Genomic DNA, 23,501 nt, shown 5'->3' with positions numbered 1-23,501 from the left:
CGCTCGATCGTACCCAAGGCACCGGCGGGGCACCTCCCCCTTCATGGGGGAGGATGGGAGGGGGCCGTCTGCCAGCCGTCAACCCTACGGCACCAGCACGATCTTCCCCACCGACCCGCGGCTCTCGATCAGCCGATGCGCCTCGGCAGCCTCGGCCAGCGCCAAGCGGTGGCCGATATCCACCGTGAGTGACCCGTCCGCCACCGCGCCGAACAGCCGCTGGTACGACGCTCTGAGCGCCGGCCCACGTCGCGTCGGATCGCCAAGCAGCGACCACAGCGAGAACCCTGCAATGGTCTGCGCTGCGGCGGTGACGCCGGCCATCTGTTGGGCACTGAAGCTTGGATAGACCCCGCTGGCGCCGCCATACACTGCATAGCGTCCCTCCGGCGCGAGCAGGGGGAGGCTCGCCGCCGTGATCTCGCCGCCGGTCGCGTCGAAGATCACGTTATAGGGCCCGGGCGCTTCGGTGGCCCAGTCAGGCGTCGCCGACACCACCACCCGGTCCGCCCCGGCCGCCATCGCCGCGTCACGTTTCGCTGCATTGCCGACCGTGCCGACGATCCCTCGAGCCCCGGCAAGCCGGGCCAGTCGCACCAGCAACTGGCCGACGCCACCGGCTGCCGAGTGCACCAGCACCGACTTGTCTGCGACCGGGTTGTGCGCCAGCAGCTGCTCGGCCGTCAGCCCCTGCACGGCCAGCGCAACCGCGGCGTCGAAAGACACCGCGTCGGGCAGCTTGAACGCCGCGTCAGACGAGAGCGCGACAAACTCGGCATAGCCGCCATCGAGCCGCGGCTCGGCAAAGATCGCTCCCAGTACCCGATCGCCGACGCTCAACTCGCTCACGCCATCGCCGACGGCGGCAACCGTTCCGGCCACCTCGCCGCCGGGGATGAACGGCATCGGCAGCTCGAGCCCCGAGCGACCGGAGCGGATGATGGCATCGCCCAGGTTGAGCCCGATCGCCTCCACCTTGATCAGCACCTGGCCGGGCCCCGCGGCGGGCGTCGGCACTTCGCCAACCTGCAATTCCTCGGGCCCGCCGAACGCCGAAATCGAAACAACCTTCATGGGAACTCTCCTTGTTGAAGGCGTCCCTTGTTCCGATATCGTCCTCTGCCCGCTACAGACTTTCTGGTGTCATACGCACCGTCAGGTGCGCTTGGAGTCCCCGCGATGAACCGCCTCTCGACCTGGCCGCTCGAACGCACCCTGCAGATCATCGGCGGGCGCTGGAAGCTCTATATCCTGTTCCACGTGCTGGCCGGACCGCAGCGGCTTTCCCAGCTGCAGCGCGGCATTCCGGGCATCTCGCAGAAGGTGCTGGTGCAGCAGCTGCGCGAGATGGAGGAGCATGGGCTGATTGTGAGGACGGTGTTCGCCGCCGCTCCACCACATGTCGAGTACAGCGCCACCGAGCTCGGCCTGTCGCTGGCGCCGCTGATGGATACCCTGCAGAACTGGGGCATCCGGCACGCCAAGGCCACCGGCGACCACGCACGGATGGTCTATTGCGATGGCTTTGCCGCCGAGAACCGGGCAGCGACCGCCGCCTGAACGGTTGACGCTGGCGCAGGACGGTCCGACAATCGCAAGAGGAGATTTGAGCGTGACCAACAGCGAACGACTTGCCCTGGGATTGATCGTCATCGGCGTCTTGAGCCGGCTGATCCCGCACCCGCCCAATATCACGGCAGTGGTCGGAGTGAGCCTGCTCGGCGCCTACGCCATCCGCAGCCCGTGGCTGGCGGCGCTCGTTCCCCTCGCCGTCATGGCGCTCGCCGATCTCGCGCTCGGCTGGCACAGCTCGGCCCTGTTTACCTATGCCGGGATGCTGGCCGGCGTGCTGATCGGGCGCGGCCTGCTGCGCCAGCTCTCGGTGATCCGCCTGGGCGGCGCTGCCTTCCTCGCCAGCCTCGCCTTCTTCCTCATCTCGAACTTCGGCGTCTATCTCGGCGGCTATTATGGCTTCGGCTTCGATGGGTTGGTCGCCTGCTATGTTGCCGCCATCCCGTTCTGGGGCCTGAGCCTCGTCGGCGATCTCGGCTCCACCGCCGTCCTCTTCGCGCTGTTCATCCTCGCCCGTCGCGCTGTTGAGCGTGATCCCGGCGCCGCAGGCGCCAGACTTTAGTTCAACTGAACCGATTGCCGCCGCCCTGCCATTGACAGGCCGGGTCGGCGCGCCTTTTGGTGAGCCGGCCCCGCATCCCTCGGCGGCCCTTCGGACCGACCAATGACTTCCACCATCGCCCCCGTCGAGGAGCGCCGCAATTTCGGCATTGGCCTGCTGCTGTTCAGCCAGCTGTTCTTCGCCACTCTCGACACCTCGGCCAAGTATCTCGGCTTTATCGGGCTGCCGCTGACGCAGATCGTCTTCATCCGCTACGCCATCCATGTGGCGCTGGCGATCGCGCTGTTCCTGCCGTTCCAGCGCAACCTGTTCGTCAGCCGGAACTGGAAGCTGCAGCTCATGCGCGGCCTTTGCCTGCTCGGGGTTACGGCGGCCAATTTCGGCGCCATGCAGTTCCTGCCACTGACGGTGACCGGGGCGCTGATGTTCACCATGCCGCTGATGGTGACGGCGCTCTCCGGTCCGCTGCTCGGCGAAAAGATCGGCTGGCGCCGCTGGGTTGCGGTGGGCGTCGGCTTCCTCGGTATCCTGATCATCGTCCGTCCGGGCACGGCGGCCTTCCACCCGGCCTCGCTGATCTGCCTCGCCGGCGCGCTCTGCGCGGCGTTCTACGGCATCATCACCCGCAAGCTGGCCGGGGTCGACTCGGCCGCAACACAGCAGGTCTATTCGGGGCTGATCGCGCTTACCTGCATCACCCCGTTCGCCTTCAACAACTGGGTCTGGCCGACCGACGGAGCAGGGTGGTTCGCCTTCATCGCCATCGGCGTCACCGGCATGATCGCGCATCAGCTCAACACCATCGCGCATCGCTTCGCGCCGCCCTCGACGCTGGCGCCGTTCAGCTACACCGAGCTGCTGCTACTGGCGCTGGCCAGCTGGCTGATCTTCTCTGAACCGCCGGATGCCTGGTTCTTCCTTGGGGCGCCGATCATCATCGGTTCCGGCATCTACATCTGGTTTCGCGAACGCCAGTTGCACCGCCCTGTCACCGTTGCGCCGGTGGAGGACTGAGCATGGCCGGCCTGGTGAAACCCGTCGAGGATCGCCGTCCATTCGCCATCGGCCTGATGGTCGCGGCTTTGTTCTGCTACACCGTGATCGACAGCTGCGCCAAGCTGATGGTGCAGGCCGGGCTGCCGCCGATGGAGGTGGTGTTTGTCCGCTATGCCGGCCAGTTCATCCTGGTGCTGGCCTTCTTCCTGCCGCGCGAGGGCAGGGCGCTGGCGGCGACGCGGAATTTGAAGCTCGAGGTCGGACGCGGGCTGTTCCTGCTCGGCTCGACCATCTTCAACTTCATCGCCGTGGTCTATCTGCCGCTGACCATCACCTCGGCGATCTCCTTCACCATGCCGCTGATCCTGTGCGCCCTGTCGATCCCGCTGCTGGGGGAGACGGTCGGCTGGCGGCGCTGGCTGGCGATCGGTGTCGGCTTCCTCGGCGTGATGATCATCGTGCGACCGGGGACCGAGGCTTTCCATCCGGCTGTGCTGCTGTCGCTGGGCACCGCCGTCTGCAGTGCGCTCTACAACCTCTCGACTCGCCGCCTTGCCGGCGTCGACAGCACCTCGACGCAGCAGTTCTATGCCGCCGGTGCGGCGACGATCTGCGTGCTGCCCTTTTCACTGGGCGGCTGGACCTGGCCGTCCGATCCGGTGATCTGGCTTTGCTTTGCCGGTATCGGCGTCGCGGCGCTGATTGGCCACCTGTTCATCACCACGGCCCACCGCTATGCGCCGGCCTCGGTGCTGGCGCCATTCGGCTACCTGCAGATCTTCTTCATGACCGGCGCCAGTTGGCTCGTCTTCAATCAGCCGCCGGACATCTGGATCTACATCGGTGCGCCGATCGTCATGGCCTCCGGCCTCTACATCTGGCTACGCGAGCGCCAGCTGTCGAAGAGCGTGGTCACGGAAGTTGCGGTGCAGGACTAGAGGCCGTTGAAGATCATGTCGTAAGCGGATTTGATCTCGTCGTAGTAGCGGTCAAGGTTGTCGATCGGACTGCGCAGTGCCCGCGCCTCGACCGTGATGATGAACTGGGTCACCATCACGTACGACGTTCCCTCAATGGCGAGCTGCGGGTTCAGCCGTTTGTTTCTTGGTGGCGCTCGGTCTGGCAGCATCAACGGAACAACGATACGGCTGTCGAAGTCACCGAGCAGGTCAGTCTGCACATCCAGCACCAGTTCTCCGTCGCCGAGCCGGAAGACGTCGAACTGAGCCATCTAGAACGCGCGGTACTTTTGCAACGGAAGCCCGTGCTTTGCGATGTACTCGTTTGTGCCCCGGACCACGTCGGCGTTTTCCTCCGACCAGCGTCGCGCCTTTTCAGCCGCCACGGCGCGGGCAATCCCAACCTCCGCCGCCCTGGACAGGTTGATTTTCATCGCCTTGGCTTCATCCATGAGGGCGCCGTCGATGGAGAGATTGGCGGCGCGACGCAGCGCATTCGACATTGTTGCCTCCGAGTATGCGCATAAATATGCGCATACTCGACGACTTTGCAAGCTGTTCGCCCTTTGGTTGGGTCAGTTGGCCGCCCGCTTCCGCAGCAACCCGCTGCCCGGCGCAAACAGCAGCGCCACCAGGAACACCGCTGACTGGATCAGCACGATACACGGGCCCGTGGCGCCGTTGATGCTGAAGCTGATCAGCGTGCCCAGGACCCCCGAGGCGATGGCGACGGTCATGGCGATGGCGAGCATCGCCTCGAAGCGCTTGGCGAGCAGGAACCCGATGGCGCCGGGAGCGATCAGCATGGCGACGACCAGGATGATGCCGACCGCCTTGAGCGAGGCGACAATGGTGATCGAGAGCAGGGCGAGCAGGCCGTAATGCAGCAGCTTCACCGGCAGGCCGATGGCCCGGGCATGTTGCGGATCAAAGGCATAGAGCAGGAAGTCGCGGCGCTTGGCGAGGACGATCAGCAGCGTGCCGTGCGCGATGACGGCCGTCTCGATCAGGTCCTGCCAGGTCACGCCGAGCATGTCGCCGAACAGGATATGGCTCAGATGCTGGTCGGTCTCGATGCGCGAGAACAGCACCAGCCCCACCGCGAACATGCCGGTGAAGACGATGCCCATGGCGGTGTCTTCCTTAATCCGGCTGTTATCCTTGAGGTAGCCCGTGCTCACTGCCGCAAACAGCCCGGCGACGAACGCTCCGATGGCGATCGGCAGGCCGATCACATAGGCGATGACGATGCCGGGCAGCACGGCGTGCGAGATGGCGTCGCCCATCAGCGACCAGCCCTTCAGCACCAGGAAGCACGACAGCACCGCCGAGACCGCGCCGACGAGGATGGCGACGATCAGCGCGCGCTGCATGAAGTCATAGGTCAGCGGCTCGACGAAGAAGGCGTAGAGCGCGTCCATCAGTTCGCTCCCGCTTCGCGCAGCGCCCGGCGCCGCGCCGCGAGCCGCCCATGCTTGGGAGCAAAGAAGAAGGCGAGGAGGAACAGCGCCGTCTGCAAGGAGACGATGACGCCGCCGGTCGCGCCGTCGAGGAAGAAGCTGACATAGGCGCCCACCGCCGCCGTGGCCGAGCCGAGGATAACCGCGATGACGAGGAGGTTCCGGAACCGGTCGGTAAGGAGGTAAGCCGTGGCGCCCGGCGTCACCACCATGGCGATGACGAGGATGGCGCCGACCGTCTGCAGCGCGGCAACGGTGCAGGCGGCGAGCAAGGCGAAGAACAGCACCTGCAGCGCCCGCGGATTGAGCCCGACGGTGCGCGCGTGGTTCTCGTCGAAGAACACCAGCATCAGGTCCTTCCACTTGAGGATGAGGATCGCCAGCGACACCAGCGAGATGATCACCACCTGGATGACGTCGCCGTCCGAAATGCCGAGGATGTTGCCCATGACGATCGCCTGCACGTCGACGGCTGTGGGGTTGAGCGACACGATGAGCAGGCCCAGGGCAAAGAACGAGGTGAAGATTATGCCGATGACAGCATCTTCCCTGAGCCGGGTGCGGGCCCGCACCAGCACCATGGAGGCCGCAGCGAGCCCGCCCGCGACGAACGCGCCGGCAGAGTAGGGGAGGCCGAGCAGGTAGGCCGTCGCAACACCAGGGACCACGGCATGGCCGAGCGCGTCACCGATCAGCGACCAGCCCTTCAGCATCAGGTAGGCCGAGAGGAAGGCGCACACGGCGCCGACCAGCGCCGACACCCACATGGCCTTGACCATGTAGTCGTAGCTGAAGGGGACGAGCAGTTCCTCGATCATTTCTCGTCCCGCGACTTGCTCGGCGAAGCCGGCTTGCTGCCGCCATTCTCGCCATAGAACACCACCGGGCGCTCGTCGTCGGTGAGCACGGTGACACGGCGCTGGTCCTTGTCGTCGTGGAGGTCTTCGCCGGCCAGTTGGAAGTGCCGCAATACGCCGCCGAATGCTCTCTCGAGATTGGCCTGCGTGAACACTTCGGCGGTGGGGCCAAAGGCCAGCACGGTGCGGTTGACCAGCACCACCTGGTCGCAGAAATCCGGCACGCTGCCGAGGTTATGGGTGGAGACGAGCATCAGGTGACCCTGGCTGCGCAACTCCTGCATCAGCGCGATGATTGCCGCTTCGGTCTGCACGTCGACCCCGGTGAACGGCTCGTCGAGCAGGATGATCCGCCCCTCCTGCGCCAGCGCGCGGGCAAGGAAGACGCGCTTCTTCTGGCCTCCGGAGAGCTCGCCGATCTGGCGCTTGCGATAGTCGCTCATGCCGACCCGGGCCAGCGACTGGTCAACCAGTTCGCGGTCGCGCGCCGAAGGCATGCGGAAGAAGCCCATATGGCCCTGCCGCCCCATCATCACCACGTCCTCGACCAGCACCGGGAAGTTCCAGTCGACTTCCTCGGCCTGCGGCACATAGGCGACGATGTTGCGCTTCAGCGCCTCGCGGACCGGCAGGCCGGCGATGCGAACCTCGCCGGCGATCGGCTGCACGAAACCCATGATCGCCTTGAACAAAGTGGATTTGCCGCTGCCGTTGACGCCGACGAGGCCGGCGATGGTCCCCGCCCCGAGCCCGAAGGTTGCGTCACGCAGCGCCACGTTGCCGTTGGGGTAGGCGACCGTTACCCCCTCGACTTCGAGGCTCGGCTGCGGCGCCGGATTCCATGCCTCATGCGGCACGTTGGCGGTGAGGGTCACTTCCCAAATCCCTTGGCGATGGTGTCGACGGTGACTTCAAGCAGCTTGAGGTAGGTAGGCGTCGGGCCGTCGGCCTCGCTCAACGAGTCGACGTAGAGGATACCACCATAGGCGGCGCCGGTTTCCTTGGCGACTTGCTTGGCCGGCTTGTCCGACACCGTGCTCTCGGAGAACACCACCGGGATCTTGTTGGCGCGCACCGCGTCGATGACCTTGCGCACCTGCTGCGGCGTGCCCTGCTGGTCGGCGTTGATCGGCCAGAGGTAGAGCTCTTTCATGTCGTAGTCGCGAGTGAGGTAGCTGAACGCGCCCTCGCTGGTGACCAGCCAGCGCTGCTCGGCCGGGATCTGCGCGAGCCGCGCACGCAGCGGCGCATCGAGCGCCTTGATCTCGGCGGAATAGGCCGCGGCGTTTGCGTCGTAGGTCGCGGCGTTCGCCGGGTCGTACTGCACCAGCGCCTTGCGGATGTTCTCGACATAGAGCAGCGCGTTGTTCGGCGACATCCAGGCATGTGGGTTGGGCTTGCCGGTATAGGGCCCCTCGCCGATGCTCATCGGCTCCACCCCATCGCTCACCACCACCTGCGGCACGTCCTTCACGTTCTCGAAGAACTTCACGAACCACTGCTCGAGGTTCATGCCGTTCCACAGCACGAGGTTGGCGCCTTGCGCTCTCACGATGTCGCGCGGTCCGGGTTGATAGCCGTGGATCTCGGCGCCCGGCTTGGTGATCGACTCAACCACTGCCGCATCGCCCGCGACGTTCCGCGCGATGTCGGCGATGATGGTGAAGGTTGTCACGACCTTGAACTTATCCTGGGCGAGAGCGGGCAAGGCCATCGTCCCGGCCAACAGAGCAAGGGCCAGGACGGTGAGGAGGCGGCGCGTAATCATCGGTCGGGGCAATCTCTTGTTGCGAATGGTTCTTAATAGCATCTAGTTTTCGACGCTTGTCAACTCTCGGCGGCATTCCTGCTGCCGGGCAGGGAAAGCGCCGCGCGCGGTTGCTTTCGCAGGCGGTTTCTTCCACGATTACGAAAAACACCGAGCTGCGAAGAAATCGCCTCGGGTTTGGGGGAATTCGTCTTATGCCTGCCTTCCGCCTGATCGACGCCAAGCTGCCTGACTTCGGCATTCCAGCAACGCGTCCGGAACTCGACCGTTCCGTCTACCTTGCCCGCTTCGCCGCCCTCGGCCGGGCCCGCCGTGCCGCCGGGCTCGATGCGCTGGTCGTCTATGCCGACCGCGAGCACTCGGCGAACCTCAGTTACATCACCGGGTTCGATCCGCGTTTCGAGGAAGCGCTGCTGCTGATCACCCCCGACGCCACCCCGACCCTGTTGGCGGGCCCCGAGAATCTCGGCCGCGCCGCCAATGCCGCCATCGAGGTCGAGGCGCGGCTTTATCCCCCGTTCGGGCTGCTCGGGCAGGATCGCACCAAAACCCCGGCGCTGGCCGAGGTGTTGCGCAACGCCGGTATCGCCTCGAACCAGCGTGTGGGCGTGCTCGGCTGGAAGTATTTCGGCCCCGACGAGGCCGCAAAGCCCGAGGCGTGGCTCGAGACCCCTTCCTATATCGTCGACACTTTGCGTCAGATCGTCGGCGCCGACGGCCGTGTGGTGAATGCCAATGCCCTGCTGATGCACTCGGTGACTGGTCTGCGCGCCGTCAACGAGATCGTGCAGATTGCCCAGTTCGAGTTCGGCGCTGTCGCCTGCTCGGAGGCCGTCAAGGCGTTGATCGCCAATGTGCGGCCGGGAATGAGCGAATTCGACGCGGTGCAGCAGATGCGTCTCGGCGTGCTGCCGCACTCCTGCCACACCATGTTCTCGTCCGGCGACAAGCTGGTGGGACTCAACAGCCCGTCGGGCAAGAGGCTCAAAAAGGGCGACCCGATGACCTCGGCGGTCGGCTACTGGGGCGGCCTGTCGAGCCGCATGGGCTGGCTGGTCGAGGATGAGTCGGAACTCCCCACCAATGTTCGCGATTATGTCGATCGCCTTGCCGGCCCATACTTTGCCTGCGCTGCCGAGTGGTACGAGACCATCGGCATCGGGGTCACCGGCGGCGAACTCGATGCGCTGGCGCGCCGTCACCTCGATACGCCGTTCTTCAAACTGGTGCTCAACCCCGGCCACCTGATTCACCTCGACGAGTGGATGAACACCCAGGTCTATCCGGGCTCGAAGGAACCGTTCCTGTCGGGCCAGGCGATACAGTGCGACATCATCCCGGCGGCCGGTCCACCTTACTACGGCGCCAATATCGAGGACGGCATCGCGCTGCTCGACGACCGGGGCAGGGCCGAGCTGAAGGTGGATTTCCCTGATGTCTGGGGCCGCATCGAAGCGCGCCGCGCCTTCATGGGCGACGTGCTCGGCATCCGGCTGAAGCCCGAGGTGTTGCCGCTCTCCAACCTCGCCGGGGCGATGCCACCATACTGGCTGTCACCCAACCGCATCGTTTCCAAAGCGTGATGTGATCGCGCGCGCTCACTTGCCAATCTTGCCCGCGCCGATTATCTCGTTTGGCATCGACATTTGGCTGACTTCCGGCCGTATGCCCCCGCTCTCGGTCAGGCGCACGATAGGACTTCCAAAATTCGACTGACCGGGCAGGGTGATCGTATGTCGTTCTGTCCACCACATCACTGCGAAGAGGGACTCCCCCGATGGAAAAGGGCACCGTCAAATTCTACAACGATCAGAAGGGCTACGGCTTCATTCAGCCTGACAGCGGCGCGAAGGACGTGTTCGTGCACGCCACCGCTCTGCAGCGCGCTGGCCTGACCGGCCTGAGCGAAGGCCAGAAGGTCTCGTTCGAGACCGGCGAAGACCGCCGCACCGGCAAGATCGCCGTCACCGAGATTTCGGCCGCCTGATCGGCGTAGAAATTTGAGTTGAGAGGCCGGGCACCGCAAGGTGCCCGGCCTCTCTGTTTCAGCCCGTTGCCCACGGGCTGTAGCTGCCTACGCTCCACAGGTGCCCCTCGGGGTCGAGGCAGGCGAAGCCCCGGCCGCCATAGCTCTCGGCGCGAATCTCGCGGACGATTTCGGCGCCGTTCGCCTTGGCCTTCTCATAGACCCCATCCACATCGTCGACGATCACGTAGGGGCTCTGCGTCGTGCCGCCCAGCTTGTCGGGCGTCGAGATGGCGCGGCCGAACTCGGTGTGCGGATGCGGCGAGCCCAGCATGATCATGCCGTCGCCGAGCCGCAGTTCGGCATGCGAGATGCCGCCATTGCCGTCGCCGTTGATCTCATGCCGGGCAAAGCCGAAGTTCTCGCACAGCCAGTCGATCATCGCGGGTGCGTCCTCATAGGTGAGGCAGGGGATTACCGTCGAAGCCATCTCTCTTCTCCGTTGTGAGGGGAGACAGACTTGCCCGCGACCTCTGCCCCGGTCTTGGAGATTTGTTACCTCGGCGGCGCCAGCACGCTTCCATCCGGCAGGCTGGCGCGCAGCAGGGCGGTTGGCGATTGGCCGCTCATCGAGCGGAACTCGCCGTTGAAGTGCGACTGGTCGGCATAGCCGCAGGCATAGGCGAGGTCGGCCAGCGATTGCACCTGCCCGGAACGCAGCGCCGCGAGTGCCGTCTCGAACCGCAGCAGCCGTGCCACCGCCTTCGGTGTGATGCCGATCTCGCGTCGGAACAGCGTGCCCAGGTGCTTGCGGCTGATCTCGAGGCGGGCCGCGAGCCCAGCGATATCGAGCCTCCCCCCGGCCGCGACCAGCTGTGTGTAACCAGCCTCGACCAGCGGCGTGGGAGGCGCGTTCCGGTCGAGCCGCTCGAGCAGGTAGCGCTCGATGATGGCGAAGCGCTGCGGCCAGCCGACGGCATGCGCCAACCGATCCTCGAGCCCACGAAACGCCGCCCCGAGCACGGCGTCGGCCGGTACCACCAATCCGCCGATCTCATAGAGGTTGAGGCCAAGGATGCGGCGTGCGCCGAGCGGGGTGAAGTTGACCTGCATGCAGAAGGCGTGGCCCGGCGAGCCGACCAGCGTCGGTTGATCGGTGAGACCGGCGATAAACCCCTGTCCCAGCCGCACGCTCTCGGCGCCATCATCATCGAAGACGCTGAAGTGATGTTCGAACACCAGGATCAGCGGAATGCCCGCAAATGGCAGCTCACGCCGCACCAGCGGCGTGCCGCCGCTCTCGACATAGCCCTCGAGTTCGATGACGTGCGGTCGCAACAGCGCGGCGGGCCGCTTCCGCCACAGCGTCCAGCGGCCATGTTCTGATGCGTGATCGAACCTGTCGATGCCGGCCATCTCGTCCATCCGGCAACTCTAGCCCCTCCAGGTCGTGGGGCAAAACCTCACTTCTTGCCGCTGCCGGCCTCGCCCCAGGTGATCAGCCGCGCGCTGCGATGGCCGGTGAGATAGATCCACAGCCAGCTGATCGCCACCGAGATGCGGTTCTTGAGCCCGATCAGGAAGTAGATATGGGCGAGGCCCCAGGTCCACCAGCCGATCCAGCCGGTGAGCTGGATCCAGCCGAAGTCGATCAGCGCCGCGCTCTTACCCACCGTGGCGATGTCGCCCAGGTGCTTGTAGCGGAACGGGCCGACCGTCTGCCCCTTGAGCCGGGCGCGGATCACCGAGGCCGCATACTTGCCGCCCTGCTTGGCGGCATCGCCGATTCCCGGCACCGGCTTGCCGTTCGGCGCCAGCACCGTGACCGTATCGCCGATGGCGAAAATATCGGGGCTGCCGGGGACGGTAAGGTCGGGCTCGACCTTGATCCGCCCGGCGCGATCCGCCTCGACCCCCAGCCACCTGGCCGCCGGCGAAGCCAGCACGCCGGCCGCCCAGATGATGGTGTTGGCGTGGAGCACGTGCCCGTCGAAACGCACGGTGTCGGCTGTGACCTCGGTGACCGGCTGACCCAGCATCACCTCGACGCCGAGCTTTTCCAGCGCCGACTTGGCATAGGCCGAAAGGTTCTCGCGGAAGTTCGCCAGTACCCGCGGTCCGGCCTCGATCAGGATCACCCGCGCCTCTTCCGGCCGGATCGAGCGGAACTCGTGCTTCAGCGTGGTCCGGGCCAGCTCGATCACCGCCCCGGCCAGTTCCACGCCGGTCGGGCCGGCGCCGATGATGGCAAAGGTCAGCAGCGCCTTGCGCTTGTCCGGATCGGTCTCGCGCTCCGCCGCCTCGAAGGCCAGCAACAGCCGGCGCCGCATCGCCGTCGCGTCTTCGAGCGTCTTGAGGCCCGGCGCGAACGGCTCCCAGTCGTCATGGCCGAAATAGGCATGCCGCGCCCCGGTGGCGATGATCAGGCTGTCGTAGGGTACCCGCCCGCCATCCTCGAGTTCGACCAACCTTGCGGCCTTGTCGATTCCGGTGACGTTGCCGAGCAGCGTCGTCACCTCCGGCCGGTGCTTCACCAGCATGCGGATCGGCCAGGCGATTTCCGACGGGCTGAGGGCGGTCGTCGCCACCTGGTAGAGCAGCGGCTGGAACAGGTGATGGTTGCGCCGGTCGATGACGGTGATGTCGACATCGGCGCCTTTCAGCTTCTGGATGGCGGCCAACCCGCCAAACCCGCCGCCGATCACGACTACCCGATGCCGTTGAGCCGAGTTGGTCATTTTGAACCCCACTTGCAGCGCCCGCACTGCATGTAGGTCTTTGATCCGCAATGCTCAATGAACGGTGAGAGCAGGCCTCGCATGCGCCTGAGGCACGGAAGGGAGCGGAGGGAGCCTTGCACGATCATGCATGGGGTAAGGCTCCCTCCGGCCGGCGCTCTTCGCGCCATGCCCCCACCAAGATCGGGCGGGGGAGTCTGCTAAGCCGCAGAGCCGTCGAAATCGCGGCGCGCCGCCTCGATGCTCTGCTGGTTACGCACGGCGAACGAGCCGAGCGGGTAGACGCTGGCGGCGAAGTCGCGGCCGAGTTCGGTCAGTTCGTACTCGACCCGCGGCGGGATGGTGGCGAAGGCGGCGCGCACCGCAAAACCGTGCCGCTGCAGGTTGCGCAGCGTCTGCGTCAGTTGCTTCTGCGAGATGCCGTCGACGGCACGGGAAATCTCGTTGAACCGCAGCTTGCCGTCCCGCATCACCGACAAAACGTCGACGGTCCAGCGGGCACCGGCGAGATCGAGGAGGTCGTGAACAATCTCAAACTGGCTGGCCATGTCGTAATACCCTGTAGTTGTTGTGGTCCACCCGGCCGCCGAGGCGGCCGGGCTTGGTCGCTATTCGCCCATCGCATGGGCGCGCTCCTCGGCCGTCATCGGCTTGGCCGCCTTGGGCCGGCGGAGCAGGAAGACGATCGGCAGCGACACGAAGGTCAGGATCATCATCAGGTGGAAGTCATCGAGGAAGGCGAGCATTGCCGCCTGCTGGGTGATCATCCCGTGGATGGTGCCGATGACGTTGGCGAACCCGCCATAGGCCGCCGCAAAGTCGCGTAGCGGACCGGAGTCGAGGGTGATCCGTTCGGCCAGTTCGCCATAGTTCACCACCTGCATCTGCGCGAGGATCGTGGTCACCACCGAGATGCCGACACCCTGGCCGACATTGCGGATCAGGCTGAACATCGCCGTGGCATCGACCCGGTACTTCGCATTGATGGTGGCGAAGGCCAGCGAGTTGAGCGGCACGAACACAAAGCCCATGCCGATGCCCTGCAGGAACCCCGAGATCAGGATCGGGCCCGAGCCCATGACGATATCGAACTCGGTCATCATGTAGAGCGAGTAGCCCATCAGCAGCGTGCCGCCGACCACCAGCAGGCGTGGGTCGTATTTCGACACCAGCCGGCCGACGATGATCATCGACACCATCGTGCCGATGCCGCGCGGGCCCATCAGCAGGCCCGTCTCGATCACCGGAAAGCCCATCAGGTTCTGCAGCATCGGCGGCAAGAGGGCGAGGCCCGAGAACAGCGTGATGCCGGTGATGAAGATCAGCACCAGCCCGGTGACGAGGTTCCTGTCCTTGAACATGCCCATGTCCATGAACGGGTTCTCGGCGGTGAGGCAATGGACGATGAATACCCACAGGCCCGAGATGGCGAGCAGCAGGTAGAGCCAGATCTCGGTCGAGTCGAACCAGCCGACGCCCTGACCGCGGTCGAGCAGCATCTGCAGCGATGCCACCGCGAGCGCCAGCATGCCGAAGCCGAAGAAATCGAACTTGCGGATCTTGATTGCCGTGTTGGGCATCAGGGCCGCCAGCATGAAGAAGGCGACGATGCCGACCGGCAGGTTGACGAGGAACACCGCGCGCCAGTTGAACGTCTCGGTCAGCCAACCGCCCAGCGTCGGCCCGATGATCGGCCCGAACATGATGCCGGCGCCGAAGATCGCCATCGCCTGCCCGAGCTGTTCGCGCGGGTTGATGTCCATCATCGTCGCCTGGGCCAGCGGCACCAGCATGGCGCCGCAGATCCCCTGGATGACGCGGAACGCCACCATCTGCGCGAGGTTGGTGGCGATGCCGCAGAGCAGCGACGCCGCGGTGAAGCCGACGACCGCCGCAAGCAGCAGGTTGCGCCGGCCGAAACGGTCGGAGAACCAGCCGGTCAGCGGCGTCGCGATGGCCGCCGCGACGATGTAGGAAGTCAGCACCCAGTTGATCTCGTCCTGCGACGCGCCGAGGCTGGCGCGCATATGGGGCAGGGCGACATTGGCGATCGTGGTGTCGAGCACCTGCATGATCACAGCCACCATGATGGCGGCGGTGAGCAGGCCCTTGTTCTTGACGACGACCGTGGGGGCCGAGACAGCGGCGGCGGCGGCGGCCATTTTAGAGCGCCTTCTGGCTTTCGGCAGCCTGGGCCCCGGCGGGCTTGGTGTCGACGTTGACGGTGGCGCTCATGCCCGCCCGGAGCAGGTCGGTGCCGGTATCGCAGGCGATGTTGACGGGCACGCGCTGCGTGACCTTCACCCAGTTGCCGGTGGCGTTCTGCGCCGGGATCAGTGCGAACTCGGCACCGGTCGCCGCGCCGATCGAGGCGACCTGACATTCGATCGCGAGGCCTGGATAGGCATCGACCTTCACCTCGGCCGGCATGCCGACAGCGAGCGTGGTCAGCTGCGTTTCCTTGAAGTTGGCCTCGACCCAGGTATCGCCGGTTTCGACCAGCGTCGCGATGGTCGAGCCGGTATTGATGAACTGGCCGACGTTGAGGCTTGCGACCTGGCTGACGATGCCGTCCGCGGGAGCCAGCACTGTGCTCTTGTCGAGACTGCGCTGCGCATTGTCGCGTGCCGCGAGGGCAGCGCGCACCGCCGGATGGTCATCGGTCTGGATGCTGGGGTCGCCGCCGAGCGCCGCGGTGGCATTGGCCACGTCCTGCTGCTCGAGCGCCACATTGCTCTGGGCCTGCTGCAGCGCCAGCCGCGAGTCATCGAGCGCCGACTCCGCCGAGATGCCCTGCTTCTGCAGGTTCGAGGCTCGGTCCCACTCCTTCTGACGGATCTCGAGGGTGGCGTTGGCAGCCTCGAGCTTGGCATTGGCGATCGAATAGCCCACGCGCAGCTGCTCGACATTCACCCGCGCCGTGGCGAGCGCCGCGTCGGCCTGGTTGAGCGCGATGCGATAGGGTTCGGGATCGATGGCGAACAGCGTGTCGCCAGCCTTCACCTGCTGGTTGTCCTTGACCGCCACCGAGACGATGCGGCCGGCAACGTCGGACGAGATCGACACCTTGGGCTGCTGCACATAGGCGTTGTCGGTTTCGACATAGCGCCCGCCGGTCAGCCAGAAATAGCCGCCGCCTGCCGCCAGCACCACGGGCACCGCCAGCATCAGCGCGAGCCGCCGGCCCGAGCGCTTCTTCTTGGCGGGAGCCTCAGGCGCTGCCGGAGCTGCAGCCTCGGGCTTGCCGGCTTCAACGGCTGATGTGGTGACCGGCTTGGCTTCGCCGGGGGCAGGGGGGGTAACGCGGGCGTTCATAATCAGACTTCCTCGAGATCGGCCGTCTGGCCGGATAGGTTTTCGCGCATTTTGGAGAGGGCAGTGATCACCGTCTGCCGTTCCTCGGGGGTGACCCCCTCGAGCGCGGCCTCGTACATCGCCAGCCCGACCTTGCGGGCGGTGGTGAAGATCTCTTCGCCCTCGGCCGTCAACCGGGCGAGTTTGGCGCGGCTGTCGGTGGGGTCGGGGTAGCGGTCGATCAGGCCGCGCTTCTCCAGCCGGTCGAGCACGCCCGAGATCGTCATCGGGTCCGTGTCGGCCGCGGTTGCCAGCGCCACTTGAGTAATCCCGTCGTTGAGCGCGATCTGCGCCAGTACGCGCCACTGCGGCAGCGTGATGCCGTGCATCTTCGCTTCCTCCTCGAAGCGGCGCTTCATCAGCCGGGCGACTTCATGGATCAGGTAGCCCATCGGGGCCTGGTGCTTGTAGCTCAGGTTCGATTTCATAAGTGCACATATAATAAGTGCACATACGACGTCAACGCGTGGAACTATTAGAAACCAAGCTAAATCTGCATGGCTGGCATTTTTGCCCCGCATGCCCTATTTGCGGACCATGGCTCATGACCTCGCAACCGCGCGCCGCTTCTCCGTAGCGCCCATGATGGACTGGACGGATCGGCATTGCCGCTATCTGCACCGGCTCCTCACCTCGCACGCGTTGCTGTTCACCGAGATGGTGACCAGCGCGGCGGTGGTGCACGGCCCGCGCGAACGGCTGTTGGGCTTCGATCAGGTGGAGCAGCCGGTGGCGCTGCAGCTTGGCGGTTCCGATCCGAAGGAGCTGGCCGAGGCGACCCGCATCGCCACCGCGTTCGGCTATCGCGAGATCAACCTCAATGTCGGCTGCCCGTCCGATCGGGTGCAGTCCGGCCGCTTCGGCGCCTGCCTGATGGCGGAACCCGAGCTCGTCGCCGAATGCGTTCGCGCCATGCGCGATGTCACCGACGTGCCGGTGACGGTGAAGTGCCGCATCGGCATCGACGACCAGGACACCGAGGAGAGCCTCGACCGTTTCGCCGACGCCATGGTCGCGGCCGGCGTCGACGCGCTCTACGTTCACGCCCGCAAGGCCTGGCTCAAGGGCCTCAGCCCCAAGGAGAACCGCGAGATCCCGCCGCTCGACTATCCGCGCGTCTATCGCCTCGCCGAGCGCCTCAAGCCGCTGCCGGTGATGATCAATGGCGGCATCAAGACCATCAAGGATGCCGAGGCGCATATGGCGCACATGTCGGGCGTCATGCTCGGCCGCGTCGCCTACCATGAGCCGATGCTGCTGACCCTGGTCGACGAGCGCTTCTTCGGCGCGCCGAAGAAGTCGATCGAGTTGCACGATGTGATGGTCGCGATGGCCGACTACGCCGAGCGCGAGATCGGCAATGGCGCGCGGCTCAACAACATCACCCGCCACATGCTCGGCCTCGCCAACGCCCGCGCCGGCGCCCGCACCTTCCGCCAGACCCTCAGCGTCGACGCGGCGCGCAAGGGGGCAGGGCCGGAGGTGATCATGCGGGCGTTCGAGGCGCTGGAGCCGGAGCTGCAGCTGGCGGTTTAGCTGATACTATCCCCGGGGGCTCCCCCTCATCCGCCCTTCGGGCACCTTCTCCCACGAGGGGAGAAGGGTCCTCCACCAGCATCGCAGTCAGGCCTTCTCCCTTGATGGGAGAAGGTGGGCGAAGCCCGGATGAGGGTGAGGCCGCTTGCTCAGCCTCACCCCTTGTCGTTCCAGAAATCCGCCTGCAACTGCGCGGCTTCCTCGGCCAGCAGCGGGCCGACGATCTCGGTCGGACGCTGCCCGGCTTCGAACACGATGTGACACGGCAGGTCCAGCGTCGGGTTCTCCTCGTGCGCACCGGTCTGCGCCTTGAGGTCGCGCTCGGTCTGGCCGAACACTACCCGGCCGATGCCGGCCCAGTAGATGGCGCCTGAGCACATGGCGCAGGGCTCGGCCGAGGTATAGAGCGTGCAGTCCTTCAGCTCTTCCAGGCTGAGGTTCCTGGCCGCCCACGAGGCCAGCAGCTTTTCCGCGTGCGCCGTCCGGTCGCCGCCCTCCGAGCTGTAGCCGTTCCCCTGCTCGCGCAGCACCTTGCCGGATCTGTCGGCCAGGAGCGAACCGAACGGATGGTCGCCGCCATCGCGCGAGCGTTTGGCGACGGCAAAGGATTGGCGCAGCAGGGTTTCGTCGTAGGGGCGTTGTGGCATCGAGGTCTCCGTGATCTCGGCAGACTATGCCTCAGTACCGCTCAGTCGACCAGTTCGAGCGCGTTGCCACTCACCGCATAGCGGCTGAGCGTGCCGAGGAAGGTCATGCCGAGCAGGCTCCGCTCCAGCGCGCCCTGTTCGGCGATGAAAGCACGCACATTGTTGCGCACGATCCCACCCACCTCCACCTGGTCGAGCGTCACCGCCGCCGCCTTGCCCGTGCCGTTGGCAGTGGAGACCGAGATGTCGTAGCGCAAGGTTTCCGTCGCGTAGCCGGCCTTCTGTGCGTCGTCCTGCGTCAGCACGACGGCGCTGGCGCCGGTGTCGAAGATAGTGTGCACGTCGGCGCCGTTGATCGTGGCGTTGATCTGGAAGTGCCCGTCGCGACCGCCGCGGAAGGTGGCGGTGCCACGTTCGCCGTCAACCACCGCGATCCCCGGCATCAGCTCGCCGAACACTCGCGACGCCACCAGGGTCAGGTCATCGCGATAGGTGTAGCCGACCAGCACCACACCGAAGATACCGGCCCACAGCACCAGGTTGCCGAACAGCTCGGAAAACTTGTAGCGCCGCGAGAACAGCCCGCCGGCGATGAAGATCAGGATCGCAACCAGCGGCAGCAACTGCCCGAGCTGGTCCTGCGTGAGGCCGACCATCGACCCGGCATCGGCGCTGACCAGCAGGGCCAGTCCGATGGCGATGACGAGGGCGAAACCAATGAACAGCATGCAGATCCCTTAGAGCGCTTTCAGGAAAAGTTGTGAGACTTTTCCACCTCGAAAGCGCGACTATCAAGCGACGGCGCTCTCCACGATAATGGGGAGCCCCAGGCGCAATTCAAGCACCGCGCAGGCCGGAGAACAGTGAACTCTGCGCGACCAGCCCGTCGCCGACGATATCGAAGAAGGCCCTGACTCGCGCCGTCTTCCTGAGGTCAGCATGGGTGACGATCCAGAGCTCGCGTGTCAACTCGATGACCGGTCCAGAGCCGGCGCGAACGAGGCCCGGCTCGATGTCACCGAGGTAGCAGGGCAGCATCGCATAGCCAATTCCGGCCTTGGCGGCGGTGAACTGGTTGATCAGGCTGTTGGCGCGATAGACGATATGACGCGGCTCGATCTTCTCGCCCAGCCAGTCGGCAGCCGCGATTCCTGTCACCTCGGCGCCCCAGCCGATAAAGTCGCGCCCGGCAATGTCGTCTAGCGGTCCGAGCGATGGCGCGCCATAAATGGCCCAGGCGATATCGGCGAGCTTGCGTCCGAACAGGTCCGGCTCCTTGGGCCGCGTCACCCTGAGGGCAATGTCCGCCTCACGCCGGCTGAGGCTCAGCACCCGATTGTCGACGACCAGTTCGACCACGATCCCCGGCTGTAGCGCGCGGAACCGCGCCAGTTGCTCGGTCAGCACGCTATAGGCCAGCGTCTCCGATGAGGTGACCCGCAGCGCGCCAACCAGCCGCTGGTCGCGGCCACCGACCTCGCGGCTCAGGGCGTCGGCCTCGGTCTCCACCCGCTCGGCGGTGGTGGCGACCCGTTCACCCTCGGTCGTTGTCTGGTACACGCCGCCTGGCAACCGCTCGAACAGCCGCACTCCGAGCTTCTCCTCCAGCGTGTTGAGCCGCCGGAAGGCGGTGGAATGGTTGACGCCGAGCGCCGTGGCGCCGCCGCCGAGAGTGCCGGCACGGGCGATGGCGAGCACCAGCTTCAGGTCGTTCCAGTTTTCCATACCGTTGGCATAGCATGTCAGGCGCTTGCAATCATGCAAATGCTGATGGCAAAATCGCCATTCGCCTTTCGCGGGTGCGGCGACTAGCTCTTCGGCATCACCAACCGGAGAGACTGAAATGCAGCTCTATTACCACCCCTACGGATGCTCGCTCGCCCCGGCAATTGCCGCCGCCGAAGCCGGGATCGCGCTGGACCTCGTCTATGTCGACATCCTCGGCGAACCGCACACTTTGGCCGATGGCCTGCTCTACACTGAGGTCAACGCCCGCAACTATGTGCCGCTGCTCGGCTTGGACGATGGCACCGAGGTGAGCGAAGCCGGCATCATCCTGCAATATCTCGCCGACCTGAACCCGGCGGCCGGGTTGGCGCCGGCACAAGGCACGACGGAGCGGCGGGAACTCAACCAGTGGCTGACCTTCCTCGGCACCGAACTGCACAAGACCTACTCGCCCTGGCTGTTCCACCCCGAGGTCGGGGCTGCGGCGCAGGACTATGCCCGCAAACGCGTCGCCGCCCGCTACGCCATCGTCGAGCAGCAGCTCGCCGGCAAGACCTGGCTGCTGGGCGAGAGCTTCACCGTCGCTGACGCCTACCTGTTCGTGATGGTCAACTGGGCCGCTGCAGCCAACACTCCGCTGACCGGCTTCCCCAACATCGGTGCCTGGTTCGAACGGATGAAAGCTCGCCCGCAGGTCCGCGCCGCGCTCAAGCTCCACTCCGTCAGCCCGACCGCGCAGGCGGCCTAGTACTCCGGTGGCTCGGCCTCCCTCCCCCTTGAGGGGAGGGATTGAGGGAGGGGGTGGTGCAGTCAGCACCGAGCGTCCCTCACCACTCCCACCCCCAACCCCTCCCCTCAAGGGGGAGGGGAGCTAGCGCCCCGTTGGGAGGTGAACTAGACAAAAACCAGCAGCACGGTCAGCACGACGACCTCGATCAACGCCTGCAACGCCCCGATCAGGTCGCCGGTCTGCCCGCCGATCAGCTTGCGGCAGGTCCACACCCACGCCGCCGCGACGCTTGCCGCCGCGGCGAGCGACAGGATCACCGCGACCACGCTGGTGAACGGCGCCGCCAGCACGAAGGTCAGCAGTACGGCAAACCCGATGCCGGCAAAGAACGCCCGCCGTGACACCCGTCCAACCGAGGCCGAAGCCCCGCCCTCGCGGGCATTGGGCAGCGCGACGCTCACCCATAGCGAAGCCGAGCGCCCGATCACCGTCGACGCCAGCCAGATCGCGCCGGCGGCCAGCGGATTGTACGCCGCCACGGCGCCGATCGCCGTCACCCGCAGCAGCAGATAGAGCCCGATCGCCGCCACCCCATAGGTGCCGTGCCGGCTGTCCTTCATGATCTCGAGCCGCCGCTCGATCGTTGCCCCGCCGATCAATCCATCGGCGCTGTCCGCCAGCGCATCGTCCGCCATCGCGCCGGTGGCCGCCAGCATCGCGGCGACCCCCAGCGTCGCCGCGAAATAGCTCGGCACGCCAAGCCAGGCGACAATCATCATCAGCAACGCCGGCAGGAACCCGATGGCGACACTGGTGAAGCTGAGCCCCACCGCGATGCGGTTAAGGTTCGGCTGCTCGAACGGGCTGTCGCCGGTCGGCAGCCGCGAGAAGAACCTGAGGCCCATGATCAGATCATCCGCCAGGCGCCAGCCATAGGCTTCGGGCTGCGGCGGCTGAGGCTCTGCGCCTGGGCGATAGTTGTCCTGCCGCGGGGGCGTCCGAGGCGCGTCGTCGCTCACTTGCAGTTCCCTTGCCATGGGTCGATGTTCGCTTGTCCTTCAGCCGAGGGGGCAATGCAAGATGAGTGTCACTGCGTTCGAGCTGGTGTCGCATTGGCGGATTGCTGCGCCGCTGGACCGGGTCTGGCCGGAGATCGTCGATGTCGATGCCTGGCCTTCGTGGTGGCGCGCCGTTCGCAAGGTAGAGCGGCTCCGCGAGGGCGGTGCCGGTGGTGTCGGGGCCCTCCGCCGTCTGACCTGGGCGACGGCGCTGCCCTACAGCATCACCTTCGATGTCCTCTCGACCCGTATCGAGCCGATGCACCTGATCGAAGGCCGTGCCAGTGGCGAGCTCAGCGGCGTGGGGCTCTGGACCCTCCTCGCCGAGGGAGCCGGAACGGCAGTGCGCTACGATTGGCGCGTCGACCTGGGTAAGCCCTGGATGCGAAGCCTGGCGCCGGTGTTGCATCCGGTCTTCGCCTGGAACCATAACGTGCTGATGGGCTGGGGGGAGACTGATCTCAAGGCCCGCTTGGGGATCGGCTGAGCCGATCGCGCTGGACTCTTGGGACAGGACTCGCCCATGAGTGGCATCCCCTGAGCCGGAGCCGAAATTGCCTTCCCCCTTCGCCGACATCATCGACCTGTTGCACATCGCGCCCTCCGGCGATGAAAGCGCCGTCGCCGCCATCCGCCAGCGTGATCGCCAGCTTACCAAGCCGCCGGGCTCGCTCGGTGAGCTGGAGCACCTGGTCGAGTTCCTCGGCCGCTGGCAGGGCAAGGCCAAACCCACCCTCGATAACCCGATGGTCGCGATCTTTGCCGCCAACCACGGCGTCACCGATCAGGGCGTCTCCGCCTTTCCGCGCGAAGTGACAGCGCAGATGGTCGCCAACTTCACTGCCGGCGGCGCCGCCATCAGCCAGATCTGCGCCCTGCACGAGCTCAACCTGCGGGTCTTCGAACTGGCGCTGGAACTGCCCACCGGCGACATCACCCGCACCGCCGCGATGGACGATCGCATGTGCGCCGCCACCGTCGCCTATGGCATGGAAGCGGTGGCCGGCAAGCCCGACCTGCTCGCCATCGGCGAGATGGGCATCGGCAACACCACCGTCGCCGCCGCCATCTATGCCGCGCTGTTCGGCGGTACCGGCGCCGACTGGGTCGGCCGTGGCACCGGCGTCGACGATGCCGGCCTCGCCCGCAAGGCTGATGCGGTGGATCGCGCCCTGGCGCTGCACAAGGACGCGCTGACCGATCCACTCGCCATCCTCGCTCGCCTCGGTGGCCGCGAGATCGCCGCCATGCTCGGCGCCATCATCTCGACCCGCCAGCAGAAGATCCCGGTCATTGTCGACGGCTTCGTCGCCACCGCTGCCGCCGCAATCGCGCAGGCGGTGAACCCGGAGGCGATCGAACATTGCATCTTCGGCCACCTGTCAGGCGAGCATGCCCATGGCCGTGCCCTCGAGGCGATGGGGAAGCGCCCTTTGCTCAACCTCGGCATGCGGTTGGGGGAGGGGAGCGGCGCCGCGCTCGCCGCCGTACTTGCCAAGACCGCACTGCATCTCCACAACAACATGGCCACCTTCGGCAGCGCCGGGGTCAGCGACAAGGAGGCCTAGCC

The 23,501-nt window shown here is 66.0% G+C and carries 28 protein-coding genes; 10 read left to right on the top strand and 18 right to left on the bottom strand.

Annotated features, from left to right (window positions below; genetic code table 11):
* Positions 1 to 84: 84 nt before the first annotated feature.
* On the bottom strand, positions 85 to 1,074 hold the full coding sequence (locus tag AC1ROK_RS22420; protein ID WP_492851055.1) for a quinone oxidoreductase family protein: 990 nt from the start codon (positions 1,072 to 1,074) through the stop codon (positions 85 to 87).
* Positions 1,075 to 1,179: 105 nt separating this feature from the next.
* Here AC1ROK_RS22420 and AC1ROK_RS22415 point away from each other — a divergent pair, with 105 nt between their 5' ends.
* The 4 genes from AC1ROK_RS22415 to AC1ROK_RS22400 all read left to right on the top strand — a co-directional run bounded on the left by AC1ROK_RS22415 (position 1,180) and on the right by AC1ROK_RS22400 (position 4,068).
* A complete protein-coding gene (locus AC1ROK_RS22415; protein ID WP_492851053.1) occupies positions 1,180 to 1,560 on the top strand; it encodes a winged helix-turn-helix transcriptional regulator in 381 nt (126 codons plus the stop codon).
* A gap of 52 nt (positions 1,561 to 1,612) precedes the next feature.
* Positions 1,613 to 2,134 (top strand): DUF6580 family putative transport protein, encoded by a 522-nt coding sequence (locus tag AC1ROK_RS22410; RefSeq protein ID WP_492851051.1) that lies wholly within the window; start codon positions 1,613 to 1,615, stop codon positions 2,132 to 2,134.
* A 102-nt stretch (positions 2,135 to 2,236) separates the two neighbouring features.
* Positions 2,237 to 3,148 (top strand): DMT family transporter, encoded by a 912-nt coding sequence (locus AC1ROK_RS22405; RefSeq protein WP_492851049.1) that lies wholly within the window; start codon positions 2,237 to 2,239, stop codon positions 3,146 to 3,148.
* 2 nt (positions 3,149 to 3,150) lie between these two features.
* Positions 3,151 to 4,068: a DMT family transporter gene (locus tag AC1ROK_RS22400; RefSeq protein WP_492851047.1), complete on the top strand. Its 918-nt coding sequence runs from the start codon at positions 3,151 to 3,153 to the stop codon at positions 4,066 to 4,068.
* Here AC1ROK_RS22400 and AC1ROK_RS22395 read toward each other — a convergent pair.
* The 6 genes from AC1ROK_RS22395 to AC1ROK_RS22370 all read right to left on the bottom strand — a co-directional run bounded on the left by AC1ROK_RS22395 (position 4,065) and on the right by AC1ROK_RS22370 (position 8,174).
* Positions 4,065 to 4,361 (bottom strand): CcdB family protein, encoded by a 297-nt coding sequence (locus AC1ROK_RS22395; protein ID WP_492851045.1) that lies wholly within the window; start codon positions 4,359 to 4,361, stop codon positions 4,065 to 4,067. The two genes, AC1ROK_RS22400 and AC1ROK_RS22395, sit on opposite strands and share 4 nt — an antisense overlap.
* A complete protein-coding gene (locus AC1ROK_RS22390) occupies positions 4,362 to 4,592 on the bottom strand; it encodes a type II toxin-antitoxin system CcdA family antitoxin (RefSeq protein ID WP_492851043.1) in 231 nt (76 codons plus the stop codon). It lies immediately after the preceding gene.
* Positions 4,593 to 4,664: 72 nt separating this feature from the next.
* Positions 4,665 to 5,510 carry a metal ABC transporter permease gene (locus AC1ROK_RS22385; RefSeq protein WP_492851041.1) on the bottom strand — a complete coding sequence of 282 codons (846 nt, stop codon included), beginning with the start codon at positions 5,508 to 5,510 and terminating at the stop codon, positions 4,665 to 4,667.
* Positions 5,510 to 6,367, bottom strand: a complete 858-nt coding sequence (locus AC1ROK_RS22380; RefSeq protein WP_492851039.1) for a metal ABC transporter permease — start codon at positions 6,365 to 6,367, stop codon at positions 5,510 to 5,512. Before AC1ROK_RS22380 ends, AC1ROK_RS22385 begins: the two co-directional genes overlap by 1 nt.
* A complete protein-coding gene (locus tag AC1ROK_RS22375; RefSeq protein ID WP_492851037.1) occupies positions 6,364 to 7,281 on the bottom strand; it encodes a manganese/iron ABC transporter ATP-binding protein in 918 nt (305 codons plus the stop codon). Before AC1ROK_RS22375 ends, AC1ROK_RS22380 begins: the two co-directional genes overlap by 4 nt.
* Positions 7,278 to 8,174, bottom strand: a complete 897-nt coding sequence (locus AC1ROK_RS22370; protein ID WP_492851035.1) for a metal ABC transporter substrate-binding protein — start codon at positions 8,172 to 8,174, stop codon at positions 7,278 to 7,280. The genes AC1ROK_RS22375 and AC1ROK_RS22370 overlap by 4 nt, the downstream gene beginning before the upstream one ends.
* Positions 8,175 to 8,368: 194 nt before the next feature.
* Here AC1ROK_RS22370 and AC1ROK_RS22365 point away from each other — a divergent pair, with 194 nt between their 5' ends.
* Both AC1ROK_RS22365 and AC1ROK_RS22360 read left to right on the top strand, forming a co-directional pair.
* A complete protein-coding gene (locus tag AC1ROK_RS22365; RefSeq protein WP_492851033.1) occupies positions 8,369 to 9,757 on the top strand; it encodes a M24 family metallopeptidase in 1,389 nt (462 codons plus the stop codon).
* A gap of 194 nt (positions 9,758 to 9,951) precedes the next feature.
* Positions 9,952 to 10,161 (top strand): cold-shock protein, encoded by a 210-nt coding sequence (locus tag AC1ROK_RS22360; RefSeq protein ID WP_055879654.1) that lies wholly within the window; start codon positions 9,952 to 9,954, stop codon positions 10,159 to 10,161.
* 58 nt (positions 10,162 to 10,219) lie between these two features.
* On the opposite strand, the gene AC1ROK_RS22355 is transcribed toward AC1ROK_RS22360, so the two are convergent.
* The 7 genes from AC1ROK_RS22355 to AC1ROK_RS22325 form a co-directional block, all read right to left on the bottom strand.
* Positions 10,220 to 10,630, bottom strand: a complete 411-nt coding sequence (locus tag AC1ROK_RS22355) for a VOC family protein (RefSeq protein WP_492851030.1) — start codon at positions 10,628 to 10,630, stop codon at positions 10,220 to 10,222.
* Between the two features lie 65 nt (positions 10,631 to 10,695).
* On the bottom strand, positions 10,696 to 11,565 hold the full coding sequence (locus tag AC1ROK_RS22350; RefSeq protein WP_492851028.1) for an AraC family transcriptional regulator: 870 nt from the start codon (positions 11,563 to 11,565) through the stop codon (positions 10,696 to 10,698).
* A 38-nt stretch (positions 11,566 to 11,603) separates the two neighbouring features.
* Entirely contained in the window at positions 11,604 to 12,878 is a 1,275-nt protein-coding gene (locus AC1ROK_RS22345) for an NAD(P)/FAD-dependent oxidoreductase (protein WP_492851026.1), read from the bottom strand.
* A gap of 200 nt (positions 12,879 to 13,078) precedes the next feature.
* Positions 13,079 to 13,426 carry a winged helix-turn-helix transcriptional regulator gene (locus AC1ROK_RS22340; protein ID WP_492851024.1) on the bottom strand — a complete coding sequence of 116 codons (348 nt, stop codon included), beginning with the start codon at positions 13,424 to 13,426 and terminating at the stop codon, positions 13,079 to 13,081.
* Positions 13,427 to 13,486: 60 nt separating this feature from the next.
* Positions 13,487 to 15,040, bottom strand: coding sequence for a DHA2 family efflux MFS transporter permease subunit (locus AC1ROK_RS22335; RefSeq protein WP_492851022.1), 1,554 nt, complete (start codon positions 15,038 to 15,040; stop codon positions 13,487 to 13,489).
* A 1-nt stretch (position 15,041) separates the two neighbouring features.
* Positions 15,042 to 16,193: an HlyD family secretion protein gene (locus AC1ROK_RS22330; protein WP_492851020.1), complete on the bottom strand. Its 1,152-nt coding sequence runs from the start codon at positions 16,191 to 16,193 to the stop codon at positions 15,042 to 15,044.
* Positions 16,194 to 16,195: 2 nt separating this feature from the next.
* Positions 16,196 to 16,660 carry a MarR family winged helix-turn-helix transcriptional regulator gene (locus AC1ROK_RS22325; protein ID WP_492851018.1) on the bottom strand — a complete coding sequence of 155 codons (465 nt, stop codon included), beginning with the start codon at positions 16,658 to 16,660 and terminating at the stop codon, positions 16,196 to 16,198.
* Positions 16,661 to 16,769: 109 nt separating this feature from the next.
* On the opposite strand from AC1ROK_RS22325, the gene dusA reads away from it, so the two are divergent.
* On the top strand, positions 16,770 to 17,768 hold the full coding sequence (gene dusA, locus AC1ROK_RS22320) for a tRNA dihydrouridine(20/20a) synthase DusA (RefSeq protein ID WP_492851016.1): 999 nt from the start codon (positions 16,770 to 16,772) through the stop codon (positions 17,766 to 17,768).
* A 155-nt stretch (positions 17,769 to 17,923) separates the two neighbouring features.
* On the opposite strand, the gene AC1ROK_RS22315 is transcribed toward dusA, so the two are convergent.
* The 3 genes from AC1ROK_RS22315 to AC1ROK_RS22305 all read right to left on the bottom strand — a co-directional run bounded on the left by AC1ROK_RS22315 (position 17,924) and on the right by AC1ROK_RS22305 (position 20,140).
* On the bottom strand, positions 17,924 to 18,415 hold the full coding sequence (locus AC1ROK_RS22315) for a nucleoside deaminase (protein ID WP_492851014.1): 492 nt from the start codon (positions 18,413 to 18,415) through the stop codon (positions 17,924 to 17,926).
* Positions 18,416 to 18,456: 41 nt separating this feature from the next.
* The gene (locus AC1ROK_RS22310; protein WP_492851012.1) at positions 18,457 to 19,143 is read right to left on the bottom strand and encodes a retropepsin-like aspartic protease family protein; all 687 of its coding nucleotides are present in this window, start codon (positions 19,141 to 19,143) and stop codon (positions 18,457 to 18,459) included.
* 109 nt (positions 19,144 to 19,252) lie between these two features.
* Positions 19,253 to 20,140: a LysR family transcriptional regulator gene (locus AC1ROK_RS22305; RefSeq protein ID WP_492851010.1), complete on the bottom strand. Its 888-nt coding sequence runs from the start codon at positions 20,138 to 20,140 to the stop codon at positions 19,253 to 19,255.
* A 118-nt stretch (positions 20,141 to 20,258) separates the two neighbouring features.
* Between AC1ROK_RS22305 and AC1ROK_RS22300 the strand changes: the two genes are divergently transcribed.
* Positions 20,259 to 20,891: a glutathione binding-like protein gene (locus AC1ROK_RS22300; protein WP_492851008.1), complete on the top strand. Its 633-nt coding sequence runs from the start codon at positions 20,259 to 20,261 to the stop codon at positions 20,889 to 20,891.
* Between the two features lie 146 nt (positions 20,892 to 21,037).
* On the opposite strand, the gene AC1ROK_RS22295 is transcribed toward AC1ROK_RS22300, so the two are convergent.
* Positions 21,038 to 21,892, bottom strand: a complete 855-nt coding sequence (locus AC1ROK_RS22295) for an adenosylcobinamide-GDP ribazoletransferase (RefSeq protein ID WP_492851006.1) — start codon at positions 21,890 to 21,892, stop codon at positions 21,038 to 21,040.
* Positions 21,893 to 21,953: 61 nt separating this feature from the next.
* On the opposite strand from AC1ROK_RS22295, the gene AC1ROK_RS22290 reads away from it, so the two are divergent.
* A complete protein-coding gene (locus AC1ROK_RS22290) occupies positions 21,954 to 22,418 on the top strand; it encodes an SRPBCC family protein (RefSeq protein ID WP_492851004.1) in 465 nt (154 codons plus the stop codon).
* A 67-nt stretch (positions 22,419 to 22,485) separates the two neighbouring features.
* The gene (gene cobT, locus AC1ROK_RS22285; RefSeq protein ID WP_492851002.1) at positions 22,486 to 23,499 is read left to right on the top strand and encodes a nicotinate-nucleotide--dimethylbenzimidazole phosphoribosyltransferase; all 1,014 of its coding nucleotides are present in this window, start codon (positions 22,486 to 22,488) and stop codon (positions 23,497 to 23,499) included.
* Positions 23,500 to 23,501: the final 2 nt, after the last annotated feature.

It is taken from the genome of Devosia sp. GW821-FHT12F11 (assembly GCF_058806655.1).
This window is presented reverse-complemented; position numbering and strand designations above follow the sequence as displayed.

Bases quoted from the DNA above. Each gene is read 5' to 3' on its own strand.
- AC1ROK_RS22420 (WP_492851055.1), bottom strand. From the start codon at position 1,074: ATGAAGGTTGTTTCGATTTCGGCGTTCGGCGGGCCCGAGGAATTGCAG.
- AC1ROK_RS22415 (WP_492851053.1), top strand. From the start codon at position 1,180: ATGAACCGCCTCTCGACCTGGCCGCTCGAACGCACCCTGCAGATCATC.
- AC1ROK_RS22405 (WP_492851049.1), top strand. From the start codon at position 2,237: ATGACTTCCACCATCGCCCCCGTCGAGGAGCGCCGCAATTTCGGCATT.
- AC1ROK_RS22400 (WP_492851047.1), top strand. From the start codon at position 3,151: ATGGCCGGCCTGGTGAAACCCGTCGAGGATCGCCGTCCATTCGCCATC.
- AC1ROK_RS22395 (WP_492851045.1), bottom strand. From the start codon at position 4,361: ATGGCTCAGTTCGACGTCTTCCGGCTCGGCGACGGAGAACTGGTGCTG.
- AC1ROK_RS22390 (WP_492851043.1), bottom strand. From the start codon at position 4,592: ATGTCGAATGCGCTGCGTCGCGCCGCCAATCTCTCCATCGACGGCGCC.
- AC1ROK_RS22385 (WP_492851041.1), bottom strand. From the start codon at position 5,510: ATGGACGCGCTCTACGCCTTCTTCGTCGAGCCGCTGACCTATGACTTC.
- AC1ROK_RS22380 (WP_492851039.1), bottom strand. From the start codon at position 6,367: ATGATCGAGGAACTGCTCGTCCCCTTCAGCTACGACTACATGGTCAAG.
- AC1ROK_RS22370 (WP_492851035.1), bottom strand. From the start codon at position 8,174: ATGATTACGCGCCGCCTCCTCACCGTCCTGGCCCTTGCTCTGTTGGCC.
- AC1ROK_RS22365 (WP_492851033.1), top strand. From the start codon at position 8,369: ATGCCTGCCTTCCGCCTGATCGACGCCAAGCTGCCTGACTTCGGCATT.
- AC1ROK_RS22360 (WP_055879654.1), top strand. From the start codon at position 9,952: ATGGAAAAGGGCACCGTCAAATTCTACAACGATCAGAAGGGCTACGGC.
- AC1ROK_RS22355 (WP_492851030.1), bottom strand. From the start codon at position 10,630: ATGGCTTCGACGGTAATCCCCTGCCTCACCTATGAGGACGCACCCGCG.
- AC1ROK_RS22350 (WP_492851028.1), bottom strand. From the start codon at position 11,565: ATGGACGAGATGGCCGGCATCGACAGGTTCGATCACGCATCAGAACAT.
- AC1ROK_RS22345 (WP_492851026.1), bottom strand. From the start codon at position 12,878: ATGACCAACTCGGCTCAACGGCATCGGGTAGTCGTGATCGGCGGCGGG.
- AC1ROK_RS22340 (WP_492851024.1), bottom strand. From the start codon at position 13,426: ATGGCCAGCCAGTTTGAGATTGTTCACGACCTCCTCGATCTCGCCGGT.
- AC1ROK_RS22335 (WP_492851022.1), bottom strand. From the start codon at position 15,040: ATGGCCGCCGCCGCCGCCGCTGTCTCGGCCCCCACGGTCGTCGTCAAG.
- AC1ROK_RS22330 (WP_492851020.1), bottom strand. From the start codon at position 16,193: ATGAACGCCCGCGTTACCCCCCCTGCCCCCGGCGAAGCCAAGCCGGTC.
- AC1ROK_RS22325 (WP_492851018.1), bottom strand. From the start codon at position 16,660: ATGAAATCGAACCTGAGCTACAAGCACCAGGCCCCGATGGGCTACCTG.
- dusA (WP_492851016.1), top strand. From the start codon at position 16,770: ATGGCTCATGACCTCGCAACCGCGCGCCGCTTCTCCGTAGCGCCCATG.
- AC1ROK_RS22315 (WP_492851014.1), bottom strand. From the start codon at position 18,415: ATGCCACAACGCCCCTACGACGAAACCCTGCTGCGCCAATCCTTTGCC.
- AC1ROK_RS22310 (WP_492851012.1), bottom strand. From the start codon at position 19,143: ATGCTGTTCATTGGTTTCGCCCTCGTCATCGCCATCGGACTGGCCCTG.
- AC1ROK_RS22305 (WP_492851010.1), bottom strand. From the start codon at position 20,140: ATGGAAAACTGGAACGACCTGAAGCTGGTGCTCGCCATCGCCCGTGCC.
- AC1ROK_RS22300 (WP_492851008.1), top strand. From the start codon at position 20,259: ATGCAGCTCTATTACCACCCCTACGGATGCTCGCTCGCCCCGGCAATT.
- AC1ROK_RS22290 (WP_492851004.1), top strand. From the start codon at position 21,954: ATGAGTGTCACTGCGTTCGAGCTGGTGTCGCATTGGCGGATTGCTGCG.